This is a genomic window from Streptomyces hygroscopicus subsp. hygroscopicus (genome assembly GCF_001553455.1).
Lineage (GTDB): Bacteria > Actinomycetota > Actinomycetes > Streptomycetales > Streptomycetaceae > Streptomyces > Streptomyces hygroscopicus.
The window spans coordinates 1-13,639 of sequence record NZ_BBOX01000164.1; the positions used below are offsets into that span (position 1 = coordinate 1).

General features: G+C 72.1%; 11 protein-coding genes and 1 pseudogene. 7 read left to right on the forward strand and 5 right to left on the reverse strand.

Annotation, left to right across the window (positions count from 1 at the left end):
• From AXW62_RS18400 to AXW62_RS18410, 3 genes and pseudogenes are all read right to left on the reverse strand, one after another.
• Positions 1-217, reverse strand: a pseudogene (locus tag AXW62_RS18400) (calcium-binding protein); the annotation flags it as partial.
• Positions 214-1,353, reverse strand: coding sequence for a non-hydrolyzing UDP-N-acetylglucosamine 2-epimerase (wecB, locus tag AXW62_RS18405; protein WP_060945498.1), 1,140 nt, complete (start codon positions 1,351-1,353; stop codon positions 214-216). The pseudogene AXW62_RS18400 and the gene wecB, both read right to left, overlap by 4 nt.
• Before the next feature lie 291 nt (positions 1,354-1,644).
• Positions 1,645-2,841 carry a glycosyltransferase family 2 protein gene (locus AXW62_RS18410; RefSeq protein WP_051885793.1) on the reverse strand — a complete coding sequence of 399 codons (1,197 nt, stop codon included), beginning with the start codon at positions 2,839-2,841 and terminating at the stop codon, positions 1,645-1,647.
• A gap of 623 nt (positions 2,842-3,464) precedes the next feature.
• On the opposite strand from AXW62_RS18410, the gene AXW62_RS18415 reads away from it, so the two are divergent.
• The 5 genes from AXW62_RS18415 (at position 3,465) to AXW62_RS44010 (ending at position 10,428) form a co-directional block, all read left to right on the forward strand.
• Positions 3,465-5,324, forward strand: a complete 1,860-nt coding sequence (locus tag AXW62_RS18415; RefSeq protein WP_060945490.1) for a DUF2334 domain-containing protein — start codon at positions 3,465-3,467, stop codon at positions 5,322-5,324.
• 112 nt (positions 5,325-5,436) lie between these two features.
• Positions 5,437-6,459: a glycoside hydrolase family 113 gene (locus tag AXW62_RS18420; RefSeq protein ID WP_060945491.1), complete on the forward strand. Its 1,023-nt coding sequence runs from the start codon at positions 5,437-5,439 to the stop codon at positions 6,457-6,459.
• A gap of 201 nt (positions 6,460-6,660) precedes the next feature.
• Positions 6,661-7,095, forward strand: coding sequence for an SRPBCC family protein (locus AXW62_RS18425; RefSeq protein ID WP_060945492.1), 435 nt, complete (start codon positions 6,661-6,663; stop codon positions 7,093-7,095).
• Between the two features lie 493 nt (positions 7,096-7,588).
• Positions 7,589-8,989 (forward strand): NAD(P)/FAD-dependent oxidoreductase, encoded by a 1,401-nt coding sequence (locus tag AXW62_RS18430; protein WP_060945493.1) that lies wholly within the window; start codon positions 7,589-7,591, stop codon positions 8,987-8,989.
• An 80-nt stretch (positions 8,990-9,069) separates the two neighbouring features.
• Positions 9,070-10,428: an SMI1/KNR4 family protein gene (locus AXW62_RS44010; protein WP_060945494.1), complete on the forward strand. Its 1,359-nt coding sequence runs from the start codon at positions 9,070-9,072 to the stop codon at positions 10,426-10,428.
• A gap of 79 nt (positions 10,429-10,507) precedes the next feature.
• Here AXW62_RS44010 and AXW62_RS18440 read toward each other — a convergent pair whose 3' ends face one another.
• The gene (locus AXW62_RS18440) at positions 10,508-11,101 is read right to left on the reverse strand and encodes a TetR/AcrR family transcriptional regulator (protein WP_030824792.1); all 594 of its coding nucleotides are present in this window, start codon (positions 11,099-11,101) and stop codon (positions 10,508-10,510) included.
• Positions 11,102-11,231: 130 nt separating this feature from the next.
• On the opposite strand from AXW62_RS18440, the gene AXW62_RS18445 reads away from it, so the two are divergent.
• Positions 11,232-12,425 (forward strand): cytochrome P450, encoded by a 1,194-nt coding sequence (locus AXW62_RS18445; protein WP_060945495.1) that lies wholly within the window; start codon positions 11,232-11,234, stop codon positions 12,423-12,425.
• A 5-nt stretch (positions 12,426-12,430) separates the two neighbouring features.
• On the forward strand, positions 12,431-12,646 hold the full coding sequence (locus AXW62_RS18450) for a ferredoxin (protein ID WP_030824798.1): 216 nt from the start codon (positions 12,431-12,433) through the stop codon (positions 12,644-12,646).
• 25 nt (positions 12,647-12,671) lie between these two features.
• Here AXW62_RS18450 and AXW62_RS18455 read toward each other — a convergent pair whose 3' ends face one another.
• A complete protein-coding gene (locus tag AXW62_RS18455) occupies positions 12,672-13,535 on the reverse strand; it encodes an SAM-dependent methyltransferase (RefSeq protein WP_060945496.1) in 864 nt (287 codons plus the stop codon).
• Positions 13,536-13,639: the final 104 nt, after the last annotated feature.

Here is a 13,639-nt window from a genome sequence, read left to right on the forward strand (position 1 = left end):
GCGTCAGCTCGTCCGCCCCGCCGGTGTTCCCGCCGTAGCCGTGGAACACCGACCGCCAGGGGCCGTGCACCGAACCGTCCCGCCAGCTCTCGACGTACTCCGGCCGCCGCTCCTCGTCCCACACCCCGGCCAGCGCCAGCGCCCCGGCCACCACGAGGGCGACGGCCAGCACGAGCCCCCCGATACGCCACCACCCGCGCCCGCGTAACGACGTCATGCCACCGGATGATACGAGCCGGGCGCGTCGCGCCGCGCGGTGTTCACCGCCCCTTCGCGTCCGAAGTCCTCGGTGAGCCGGGCCACGATGCGCTCGGCGGCCCGGCCGTCGCCGAACGGATTCCCCGCCCCGGCCATCCGCGCGTACTCCTCCGGATCGTCCAGCAACCGCCCGGCGGCGGCGAGGATCGCCTCCGGGTCCGTGCCCACCAGTTTCGCCGCACCCGCCTCCACCGCCTCCGGGCGCTCGGTGGTGGTCCGCAGCACCAGCGCCGGCTTGCCCAGGCTCGGGGCCTCCTCCTGGAGTCCGCCGGAGTCGGTCAGCACCAGATCGCACTCGGCGAGGGTGGCGGCGAAGTCCAGGTAGTCCAGCGGATCCACCACCCGCACCCCCGGATGGCCCGCCAGCTCCGGCAGCAGCGCCTCCCGCACCGCGGGGCTGCGGTGCAGCGGCAGCACGAGCTCCACGTCGCCGCGCTCGGCCAGCCGGCGCAGCGCCGCGCCCATCGCCCGCATCCGCTCCCCCTGGTTCTCCCGGCGGTGCAGGGTGAGCAGCACCTTGCGGCGCGCGGTGCGGAAGGCGCTGCGTCCGGCACCCTCCCGGAGCACCCACAGGAGATTGTCGATGACCGTGTTGCCCGTGGTGACCACTTGCTCGGGCGGTACGCCCTCGCCCCTCAGCTGGGCGGCGGACCGGTCGGTGGGGGCGAAGTGCCAGCGGGCCACCCGGCCGATCATCCGCCGGTTGAGCTCCTCGGGGAAGGGGTTGTCCAGGACCCCGGTGCGCAGCCCCGCCTCCACATGGGCCACCGGGGTGCGCTCGTAGAACGCGGCCAGCGCACCGCACAGCGCCGTGGTGGTGTCGCCCTGGACCACCACCAGATCCGGCCGTTCGGCGCGGATCACCGTGCCCAGCCCGTCCACCAGCCGGGCGGTCAGCTCCGACAGCCGCTGCCGGTCCCGCATCACGGCCAGGTCGGTCTTGACCCCGACCCCCAGCAGGCCGAGCATCTGCTGGAGCATCTCGCGGTGCTGACCGGTGGTCACCACCACCGGCTGGAACAGGGCGGAAGCGGCCATCGCCCGGACCACCGGGGCGAGTTTGATCGCCTCCGGGCGGGTGCCGAGCACCAGCATGGTGCGTACGGCGCCGGACGGACGCGGCGCGGACGCCTCGTCCGCGGACGGGGACACGGGTCTGCCGATGAGGGACATGGGTCTCCTTGACGGGAGAAGCGGAGAAGAGCGGGCGGAGCGGTACGGACGGGGCGGCGCGCGGGGTACGGCGCGCGGGGTACGGGAAGCCGTGTGGTGCCTGCGGTGCGGGCGGTGCGGGAAGCCGGACGGTGCCTGCGGCGCATGCGGTGCCTGCGGTGCGTGTGGTGCGCGGAAAGCGTGCGGTGCGGGAAAGCCGGGCGGTGGTGTGGGTCAGCTGCGGGCGGTCTTGAGCCAGGTGCGCTTTCCTGTGACGGCCCGCCACAGCCCCCACCAGCCGGCGGCGAACCAGATGTAGCCGTAGAGCACGAAGACATGGCCGAGCACTACCGCGCGGAGCGGCCCGAGCGAGGATTCGCGCCGGCGGTAGACGAAGCCGTAGATCCAGGCCGCGGTGAACGAGAGCAGATACGGACCGAGGAACCACATGGTGGAGACCAGCGGCCGGCCGGCCTGGAGCGAACCGGCGATCGTGCCGAGGACCGCCACCAGGAAGGACAGCGGCAGCAGCGAGGTGAGCAGGATCAGCACCGGACTGGACAGGTGGTAGATCAGGTCCATCGCGGCCCGGCCGGGCACGTCCCGCAGGATCAGCGGGACCAGGTTGGCCGACTGCAGATGCCCCTGGAACCAGCGGGACCGCTGGCGGACCAGCCGCCGCAGATCCAGCACCGCCTGCTGGGAGACGGCCGCCGTGGTGCAGTGCTGATTGGTCCAGCCACGGGCGATCAGCCGCACCCCGAGGTCCAGATCCTCGGTGAGGCTGTCGCTCCAGGGCTTCTCGCCCAGCGAATCGAGCGCGGACAGCCGCATGAACTGGCCGTTGCCGCCCATGCCGACGCTGCCGATGAAACGGCGGGCGCTTTGGAAGATGTCGCCGTAGACGACGAATTCCATGTCCTGCATACGGGCCAGCAGCCCCGCCCGGCGGTTGTACATCCGGACGCCGATCTGGGTGGCCCCGGTCCGCGGGTCGTTGAAGAACGGGTCGACCGCCTCGACCACATGCGGGTCCAGCCGGCCGTCCGCGTCCACCACACAGACGATGACATCGTCCGGGTCGCGCCCGCCGAGCAGTCCCGAGGCGCGCAGCAGACGCACCCCGTCGTTGAGCGCCGCGCCCTTGCCGAGCCGGGCGTTCGGCAGTCTGCGCTGGTGGAGCCACACCCGCTCGGGGTCCGCGGACCGCGCGATGTCGGCGGTCCGGTCGTCGGAGGCGTCGTCGATGACCAGGGCGACGCATTTCCCGGCGGGCAGGGCGGTGATCCGCGCAAGGCTTTCGGCCAGTACTTTCTCCTCGTTCAGACAGGCGAGCAGAAAGACGTAGAAGCGTTCTTCACCCGATCCGGAGCGGTGCGGCAGCCGGCGGCGGGACAGTAGGAAGAGACCGAAGTTATAGGTTCCTGCCATCACGATGATGGCAATGCTGGCCCATATCAGGGGCTCATCGGTCACGTCCGGTCCACCGCGGACAGGTCCTTGGCCCCGGAGGCCAGGGAACCGGCCGCGGAGGGGCGGGCACGCAATCGCAATCGAGCGACCAGTAGGCCGAGAACTGTCAGACAGTACAACAGAAAACCCGCCCCGGCGGTTGCCTGCAAAGCACGGGCAACCGGAATTCCAGGAATCATTTCCGGCCCCGCGGCCAGGCCGACCAAGGGCAGCACTGATCCCACAGCAGACCTACCGTACATCGGTCCCCCCACCTTCAGTTGGCGCGAGGTGCCGGACGCCTCCCCAACGGGCCGGCCGCCGCGCGCTTACGGAAGGTACCAGACGCATCTGTGATCCAGTTGAACTTTCAAGGCGTAATTTTCTGCCCCATCGGCCCCATTGACAGGCGGCCGGAATCGTCAGAACAATCACCGGATTGTTGAGCTACCTGATCCCGCTTGTGGAATTCCGTGGGAACCGGCCATGATCCATGCGTTCTGACCGGTCTGGAACCTCGGGCCGGAATCGGCCATGATCCGCTGTTTTCCCACTGTCTCGTTCCACGCGTCGCGGGACCGAAATCGAGGGGGGTAAAGAGCATGAAGGAACCCTGCAGAAGAGCACGGCCGACCTGGCTGGCGTTGATCGCCCTCGCCATCACCGCCCTGCTGGGCGGCGGTTTCCTGGCACCTGCCACGGCGGCGGCCCGGGAGGGCCGGGGGGACGCCGACCGGTCGGCGACACAGGACACCGTGACCGGTGTGAGCGCCAAGGACCTCAAGGGCTGGGCGGCCGCACAGCGGTCCGCCGACCGTGAGCGGCGCGCCGAGGTGGCCGGAACGCACAGCACCGAGAAGCAGGCCTCCCAGCGGCTCCGGCGGTCGGCCCCGGCCACCGGACCCCAGGCGAAGCGCGCGAAGGCCCCCGAGCCCGGCCGGGCCAAGACGCTGGTCCTGTACGACACGGCGGGCCCGTACGGACACCTCGGCGAGCTGTACGCGATGGGCGTGGCCAACCTCGGTGGCCACTTCGGCACCGTGACGGCCAAGCCGGTCCAGGAGTACACCTCCGGTCTGATCGAGTCCTATGACGCCACCGTCTACGTCGGCTCCACCTACTACGGCGACCAGATCCCCGACGCCGTACCGGAGGACTTCTACCTGGACACCCTGCTCTCCGAGCGGCCGGTGATCTGGCTCGGCGAGAACATCTGGAACATGGCGAACTCCGTCAGCCTTCAGGAGTTCGAGTACCGGTACGGCTGGGACCCGACCTCCTCGTTCTACGAGGTGGACGGCAGCGTCGGCGAGATCGGCAAGGTCACCTACAAGGGCCAGCAGCTCACCCGGAAGATTCCGGCCGGCCAGGACCCCGGCGTCCTGCACCCCCACCTCACACCGGGCGGGGACAACGCGACCGTGACCGAACTGGCCCAGGCGGTCGACACGGCCGGGGGCACGGAGAAGACCTCCCCGTGGGCGATCCGCTCCGGCAACCTGACCTACATCGGTGAGATCCCCTTCACCTACGTCTCCGAGAGCGACCGGGTCATCGCCTTCCAGGACCTGCTCTTCGACGCGCTCGCCCCGGACACCGCCGAACAGCACCGGGCCATGGTGCGCCTGGAGGACATCACCCCGCTGTCCGACACCACCAGCCTCCGGGCGATCGCGGACTACCTGAAGTCCAAGAACATCGCCTACGGCATCAACGTCATCCCGGTCTACACCGACCCCAAGGGCGTCCAGAACAACGGGGTGGCGCGCACCGTGCGGCTCTCCCAGCGCCCGGCGCTGGTGAACACGCTCAAGTACATGCTCAACAACGGCGCGGTGCTGATGGACCACGGCTACACCCATCAGTACGGCAACGTCGACAACCCCTACAACGGGCTCACCGCCGACGACTTCGAGTTCTTCCGGGCCCATGTGGACGCCACCGACACGGTGGTCTACGACGGTCCGGCGACCGAGGACTCCGCCGAGTGGGCACAGGGCCGGGTCACCGCCGCCCTGGCCGAGTTCGCGCGGGTGGGCCTGCCCACGCCGAAGCTGTGGACCACTCCGCACTACGCGGCCTCGGCCACCGACTACAAGGTGTTCGCGCAGAACTTCGCGGCCCGGATGGAGCGCCCGCTGTACTTCTCGGGCACCCTCTCCGGCGCCGAGACCGACTCCAGCCGCTACCTCGGACAGTTCTTCCCGTACCCGGTCACCGATGTCTACGGCACCAAGGTGATCCCGGAGAACCTGGGCAGCTACGAGCCCGAGGCCCACAACAACAACCCGCCCCGGCTGGCGGCCGACCTGATCAACAACGCCAAGGCCAACCTGGCGGTCCGGGACGGCTTCGCCAGCTTCTACTACCACCCCTACCAGGCGGTCGAGCCGCTGCAGGAGACCGTCGAGGGCATCCTGGCCCTCGGCTACACCTTCGTCAGCCCCGAGAGCCTGATCTGAGCCCGGCCTGAGCCACCGTCATACCGTCCATCAGTCCGTTCCCGGCCCGCCCCGCGCGGGCCGGGAACGGCACGTATCCCACGGGATCCCGCCCGAGGAAGGCCCTGCCCCGATGAGAGCGCTGAGGCGGGCGACCGCGGCGGTCACCGCCGCCGTCGCCGTCCTGACCGGATGCTCGACCAGTGGGGGCGACGACTCGCCCACCCCCGATGGCCAGGTGCGGGGCATCACGCTGCCCGCCTGGAACACCGACGACTACGACCGTCCCGAAGCACGCGGCTATCTGCGGCAGATCGCCGGCACCGGCGCCCGGTGGGTGGTCTTCACCCCCACCTGGTACCAGAACGGCACCCGTCGCGCGACGATGCACACCACCGAGGAGACGGCGAGCGACCGCAGTGTGCGCCGGATCGTCGGCCTGGCCCATGACGCCGGGCTGAAGGTGATGCTCAAACCGCATGTGGACCTGGTGGACGGCGGCGACCGGGCCGACATCCGGCCCCGCGACCCGGACGCCTGGTTCACCGCCTACCGGCGCTTCATCACCCACTACGCCCGGCTGGCCGACGAACTGGACGTGGAGCAGTTCGCCGTCGGCACCGAGCTGGCCGGCACCTCCACCGACCGCCGCCGCTGGACCAAGGTGATCGCCGCGGTGCGCGACACCTACGACGGCCCGCTGACCTACGCCGCCAACTTCGACGAGTACTCCCGCATCCGATTCTGGGACTCCCTCGATCTGGTCGGCATCGACGCCTACTGGCCACTGGCCGACTCCGCCACCGCCGACCCCGAGCGGCTGGCCAAGGGCTGGCAACCGATCGTCACCGAACTCGCCGCGTTCGCCGCCCGGCTGGACAAGAAGATCCTTTTCACCGAGGCCGGCTACGCCAGCCAGCGGGGCACCGCCGCCGCGCCGTACTCCTGGACCGTCAGCGAGCGCGCGGCGGCGGACGAGCAGTCCGCCGCGTACGAGGCGCTGCTGACCGCCTTCGACGGCCGGTCGTGGTGGGCCGGGGTGTGCTGGTGGATGTGGGACGACTGGCCGGACAGCGGCGAGACCGCGCGGAAGCTGGCCTACACACCCCACGGCAAACCCGCCGAGAAGGTGCTGCGCCGCTGGTGGCGGGGGTGACCCTGGGGCGGTTGCGGCGGGGGTTGCGGTTGCGGTTGCGGTGGGGGTTGCGGTGGCGGTGGCGGCGGACACGTGCCGCCGCCACCGTGCCACGTTCGTGCCCGTGCCTGCGCCACGTCCGCGTCCGGTGTCCGTGCCGCGTCCGTGCCCGCTCCGCGCCGCCTGCCGCCTGCCGGGCGGCCGGTGGCCTACGATCCCGCTGTGGCCCACTTCCGCGTCCAGCGGCGCTCTCCGCTGCCCGTCGAGGAGACCTGGCGGCGGCTCACCGACTGGCCGCGCCACGGCGCGCACGTCCCGCTCAGCGGCGTCACCGTCCGTCCGGCGGGGCCGACCCGGGTGGGCACCGTGATCGTGGTGCGCACCGGTGTCGGCCGGGCCGGATTCGACGACCCCATGGAGGTCGTGCGCTGGGACCCGCCGGCCGGTGACGCTCCCGGTGGCTGCCGGCTGGAGAAGCGCGGTGCGGTGGTCCTGGGATGGGCCGAGATCGAGGTGCGCCCCCGGGGCGGCGGGTCCGAGGTGGTGTGGCGCGAGGAGGCGCGGCTGCGGGGGCTGCCCCGGCTGTTCGACCCGCCCACCGCCTGGTCCGGCCGACTGCTCTTCGGCCGTGTGGTCGACGCGCTGCTCCGGGAGTGACGGGTCCGGCCGGGGGCTGGCGACGGTTCCAGGGGCGACGGGCCTGGGCGGGGGTTGGCGATGGTTCCAGGAGTGACGGGTCCGGCCGGGGGTTGGCGTTGGTTCCAGGGGTGACGGGTCTGGCCGGGGCTGGCGACGGTTCCCGGGAGTGACGGGTCCGGCCGGGGGTGACGACAGCTCCAGATGTGACCACAGCTCCAGGAGTCACGGGTCCGGCCGGGGGGATGGCGACGACGTCAGGAGTGACGGGCGGCGGCGGGGGCGACGGCAGATCGGGGAGCGAGGGGCGTCCCGGCGGGCGCCCTTCCCGTCGGGCCCGGCCCGTACGGACGGTCGGTGACGATCGGGCGCGGGGCCCGGTCATCCGTGCGCACCGGGGTGGGCGACACCGTCATCGCTCACGCCGGAGACACCCTCCGAGCCGTGGGTGCGGGGGGATTGCCTCCGCACGGGGGTGGTGACGCAGTGCTGATCATGCGCTACGCTCCGTAACATGGGGGTGCAGGGGGAGAGCGCGGGGCAGGGAACCGCGGTGGTGATCGGCGGAGGTCTCGCCGGGATGCTGGCCGCATGGGCGCTGCGGGGATATGCCGAGCGCATTGTCGTGGTGGAGCGCGACCGCTATCCGGATCGGCCCGCGTTCCGTTCGGGCCTTCCGCAGGGGCGCCACGCGCATCTGCTGCTGGAGGCCGGGCACCGGGCGCTGGACGAGCTGATGCCCGGCGCCTGCGCGGAGTTGACGGCCGCCGGCGCGGTGCGCGTCCCCATGTCGGGCGTGCGCTGGCTGAGCGCGGCCGGGTGGCTCGCGGAGTACGAGAGCGAGGTCGCGTTCCTCTCGTGCACCAGACCGCTGCTCGATCACACGGTGCTGCGCCGGGTGCGGGCCGAGCCCTCGGTGCGATGGCTGGAGAACACGGACGCCGTCGGACTCCTCGGCGCTGCGGGCGAGGTGACGGGGGTCCGGGTCAAGGGGCGGGGCGATGCCCGCGCCAGGGTGCGCGAGCTGCGCGCGGAGTTGGTGGTCGACGCCTCCGGGCGCACCTCCTCGCTCCCCTCCTGGCTGGCCCGGCTGGGCTGCCCGTCCGCCCCCGAGGAGCGCGTCGACGCGGGCGTGTCCTACACCAGCCGGTTCTACCACCGCTCCTGGCCGGAGCCCGGTTTCACCGCGCTCTACCTGCAGACCAAGGCCCCCGACAAGCCCCGGCTCGGCGTGGTGCTGCCGGTGGAGGACGGCCGGTGGATCGCCAGTGTCGGTGCCATGCGCGGGGCGGAGGCCGAGCCCGGTGAGGCCGGATTCGACCGGCAGCTGCGTCTGCTGCGGGACCCGAGCCTGCGCGAGCTGCTCGCCCGGGCCGAACCCGCCGGCGCGGTCCGCGGCTTCCGGCCCGGCCCCGGTGTGCGGCGCCACTACGAGCGCCGGGCGCCGCGCGGGCTGGTCGTCCTCGGAGACGCGGTGTGCACCTTCAACCCGGTCTACGGCCAGGGGATCACCGTGGCCGCGCTCGGCGCCCGGGCCCTGCGGGCCGCCGCCGAGCGCCACGGCGGCATCGGCCACCGCACGGCGCACACCGCCCGCAAGGGCATCGCGGCGGCCACGAACACCGCCTGGATGCTGTCCTCCAGCGAGGATGTGCGCTTCCCCGCCACCACGGGCGGTCCCGCCGGGGTGTCCGTGCGGGTCCAGCACCGCTACCTGGACCGGGTCATGCGGCGGGCCACCGTCGATCCGCGGGTCTGCAAGGCCCTGCACGAGGTGATGTCGCTGGTCGCCGACCCCACCGCGCTGATGCGCCCCGCCGTCCTGGCGGCCGTACTGCGCGGAGGGGGAGCGGGCGACCCACATCCCCCTAGAGATCGCCGCAAGCGTACGGGTGGTGCCGGTGGACCGCCATAGCATCGGCGGTATGCGGGTGCTGAGCCGCACTCATGCCCCGACCACATGTCAACGGACCAGCAGATGGCCAGGAGCGCAGCGTGCGAGCGACCTTCGCGGACTTCACCGTCGATCCGCCCCGATTCGGCAATGGCACGGCCCGCTACCGGCGGTGCCGTCCCGACCGTGAGCATCTGGCGATCGGCGCGGGCGGAAGCGTCGAGTTCGACTTCGCGCTGGACGGCGAGCCGCCCGAGCAGCTGACGCTGACCCTGGTCGCGCGGGTCCCACCGCTCGGGGAGTCCCCGGGGCGCGCGCCGGTCGACATCACCGTCAACGGCCATGAGGTGATCAGGGACTTCACCGTGCCCGGTGGCGCCCGTCCCCGGGAGGCGGCGTTCGCGGTGCCCGGCGAGGCGCTAACGGCGGGCGTGAACACGCTGTGCGTCCATGGCTCCGCCGAGGCGCGCGGTCTGCTCTGGCTGCACCGGATCACCGTCGAGCCCTCCCGGATCGGCGCCTGCGCCCGCGCGTTATGGGAGGAGCGCCTGGAGATCACGCGGAACGCGGGGGCGGGCCGTGTCCAGCTCGCCCGGGTCGGGTTCTTCACCGCCGCTCCCCGGCCGAAGGGCTTCGTCGGCCACGGCCGGCGGGCGGGTGAGGCGCCGGCCGGATACCGGGGCACGGCGGTGCCGGCCGCCCCGGCCCCGGTGCCGGTGCCGGGGCCGCCGACGGCACCGCGGACCGTCGGGCAGTGGCGGGCCTACCTGGCGGAGTACAGCGCGACCATCCTGCGGGTGGCCGACGAGGAGGAGCTGGGGGACGTCAGCGACGAGCAGCGGGCCGTCGGCTGGCTGGGGTACGAGGGCGCGGACGAGGAGAGCATCCTCGCCCTGGAGAAGCGGCTCGGCACCCGGCTCCCGCCGAGCTACCGCGCGTTCCTGGGCGCCTCCGACGGCTGGCTGAACATCAGCCCGTTCATGTGGCGGATGCGGACGGCCGAGACCGTCGGCTGGCTGCGCGAGACCGACCCCGAGACCTGGAGCGTCATCCGGGGCGGTGCGGCCGGGGCCGGGGACGACACCGCGTTCATGGACCGGGCGCTGCTGGTCTCCGAGGAGGGTGACGCCCAGCACTGGCTGCTGGACCCCGCCGATGTGTCGGAGGACGGGGAATGGGCCGCGTACATCTGGGCCAGCTGGTATCCGGCGCTGGGGGACCGGCACGCCTCGTTCGCCGCGCTGGTCGCCGAGGAGCGCACCGGTTTCGGGGACCACACCGCCCACGAGGCGGCCGCGGCGCGTCCGGAGAGCGCCGAGGAGCCGGTGGCCCGGGGCAGCGCGGAGGCCCTGCGGGGCGAGGCGCGGAAGGCGATGGCGCCCTGCCCCACTGGCACTCCGACTCCCCGCACCGCGTCGCCCCGGTCGTCCTGCTCACCGATCCGGCGTTCCGCGAGGTGATCACCCCGGCTCTGGGCCCGTCGCGTCGTCACCACGCCCCGGGGCGGCTTCCGCGCGGAGCGCCCGGCCACCTGCGGCCTTACGGCCTGCGGTCGGCCGCCGGAAGGCCGTCCAGGAGGGTGCCGAGCGCGGTCGTCACCAGTGCGCACACCTCGTCCGGGTCCGCCTCGGCCAGCGGCTCCTTGCCCACGATCACCCGCATCGTCCCGATGCCGAGCAGCCAGGACAGCGCCAGGTCGGCCCGCAGTGCGCGGTTGTCGGCGCTGGACAGGGTGGCCAGCACCCGTGCGTAGTCGTCGCTGATGGCGCGCACCGCCGTCCCTATCTCGTCACCGCTGTCCACCGAGCGCAGCAGGGTCGCCAGGGCGCGGGAGCCCGGTTCCTTCCCGCCGTGGCCCAGCAGCCCGCGCAGGGCGGCCTCCAGCAGCTCGTGGGGAGGGGTGGTGCGCAGCTGCTCCTCCCCGTTGTGCGCGATCACCTCGCCGAACAGCGCTCTTTTCGAGCCGAAATAACGGAACAGCAGCGCCTGGTTGACCCCCGCCCGCTCGGCGATGTCCCGGACCGTCGCCCGTTCGTAGCCCCGCTCGGCGAACAGCGCCGCGGCGGCCTCCAGCAACCGCCGGCGCGTGTCACGCGCATCCCGGCGCTGTCCCTCGGACACGGTCGTACCCATCACGGCACCCCTCTCATCTGCTTCAGGACGGTTCCCTGTCGTGCCGTCAGATCAACGGCGCAAAGGGGCCGTTGACCGTACCAGCCGACCCCTCCTAGGTTTGTAAGCACGTGCTTACGCAAGGGAGGTCATGTTGACCACAGCCGAGACGACATCCATCGCCTATCCCTTCAACACCGCCGAAGGGCTGGCGCTCAGCGAGCGTTACGAAGAGGCCAGGAACCGCACCGGACTGCTCCGGGTGCGGATGCCCTACGGTGAGCCCGCCTGGCTGGTCACGCGGTACGCCGACGCCCGGCTGGTGCTCGGCGACCGGCGCTTCAGCCGTGCGGAGGCGCTCCACCACGACGAGCCGCGGCAGTCCGAAGGCCGGCGCGACAGCGGCATCCTGACCATGGACCCGCCCGACCACACCCGGCTGCGCACCCTCGTCGCCAAGGCGTTCACCGTCCACCAGGTGGAGAAACTCCGCCCCTGGGTACGCCAGTTGACCCATGACCTGCTCGACGACCTCGAGGCCGCCGGGCCGCCCGCCGATCTGGTGGACCGCTACGCCCTGCCCATTCCGGTCGGCGTCATCTGCGCCATGCTCGGCGTCCCGCAGGAGGACCGGCCCAAGTTCCGGGTCTGGAGCGACGCCGCGCTGTCCACCAGCTCGCTGAGCGCCGAGCAGTTCGCCCGTAACACCGACGAGCTGCGCGCCTACATGGCCGGGCTGATCGAGGACCACCGCAGGACCCCGCGGGACGACATCATGACCTCGCTGATCGAGGCGCGGGACGCGGGCGACCGGCTGTCCGAGCTGGAACTCGTCGATCTGTGCGTGGGCATCCTGGTGGCCGGGCACGAGACCACCGCCACCCAGATCCCCAACTTCGTGCTGACGCTGCTGGAGCACCCGGACCAGCTGCGCCGGCTGCGCGAGGACCCCGCCCTGATCCAGGGCGCCGTCGAGGAGCTGCTGCGCTTCGTCCCGCTGGGCGTGGGCGCCGCCCAGGCCCGTTACGCCACCGAGGACATCGAGGTGGGCGGCACGCTGGTGCGCAGCGGGGAGCCGGTGCTGGTCGCCGTCGGCTCGGCCAACCGCGACGCGCTGCGCTTCGACGAACCGGGCGTGCTCAACGTCGCCCGCCCCACCACCCAGCACCTCGGCTTCGGCCACGGTGTGCACCACTGCCTGGGCGCGCCCCTGGCCCGTCTGGAGCTCCAGGAGGCGCTCGGCGCGCTGATCACGCGCTTCCCGGGCCTGCGGCTGGCCGGGGACATCGAGTGGAAGGACCGCATGCTGGTCCGCGGGCCCCGTGTCATGCCCATCGGGTGGTGAGCCGGATGACCTGGAAGGCGGAGATCGACCGCGGCCGGTGCATGGCGTCCGGCATGTGCGCCGGAATCGCCCCCGATCTGTTCGTCCTCGACGAGGAGCACGCCCGGCCGCTGAGTGAGGAGGTGCCGCGGGAGGAACGGGTGCTGGACGCGGCCGACTCCTGTCCCGCGCTGGCGATCACCATCCGGGACGGCACCACGACCGTCGGACCGCGTCCCTGACACCCTCTTGGCACACCGCGGAGGGTCAGGACTTCCGGGCGACACCCGCCCAGAAGGACACCTCTTCGTCGGTCACGTCACCGGTCTCCACGGAGGACTCCCGGTCGGTCAGATCGGTCCGCCAGCGGTGCGGCACCTCCAGGCCCGGTTCGACCAGCTCCAGGCCGGTGAAGAAGCGCTCCACCTCCTCCCTGGTGCGGATCTTCCCCTGGATGCCACCGCTGTGGTAGACCTGCACGGTCTTCTGGGTGGCCTCCGGGTCGAAGTCCGGGGTGATATGGCTCAGCACCAGGTAGGAGCCGGGGGCGAGGGAGTCCACCAGCCGATGGACGAGCTCGTAGGGGCCCCACTCGTCGGGGACGAAGTGCAGCAGCGAGACCAGGCTCAGCGCGACGGGCCGGGACAGGTCCAGCACCTCGGTGAGGTCGGGCGCGGCCAGGATCGCCTCGGGCTCGGTGATGTCCCCGTGCACATAGGCGGTGCGCCCCTGGGGGTGGCTCTTGAGCAGGGCCTGCGCATGGGCGAGGACGATGGGGTCGTTGTCCACGTAGACGACCCGGGACTCCGGGGCGATCGCCTGGGCGACCTCGTGGAGATTGGGCCGGGTGGGAATGCCGGTGCCGATGTCCAGGAACTGGCGGATGCCCCGTTCGGCGGCGAGGAACCGGATCGCGCGGTGCATCCAGGCCCGGTTGGTCCGGGCGGCGATCATGACACCCGGCCACAGGCCGAGCACCTTGGCGGCCGCCTCCCGGTCGGCGACGTAGTTGTCCTTGCCGCCCAGGAAGTAGTCGTACATCCGGGCGCTGTGCGGTCGCCCCTGGTTGAGAGGGGTGTTGGGGGGCTCCGGCCCGCTTCCGGTCTGGGATGCTACCCCTTGCGCGGTCACGTGGTCTCCTCCGTATCCGGGGCGCGATCCCTCGCGCCGCGGCCGACTGTTCCGCCAGATCGTAACCGCGTGCCCGTACGGCGGAGTTGAGGGGCCCGGCGCGG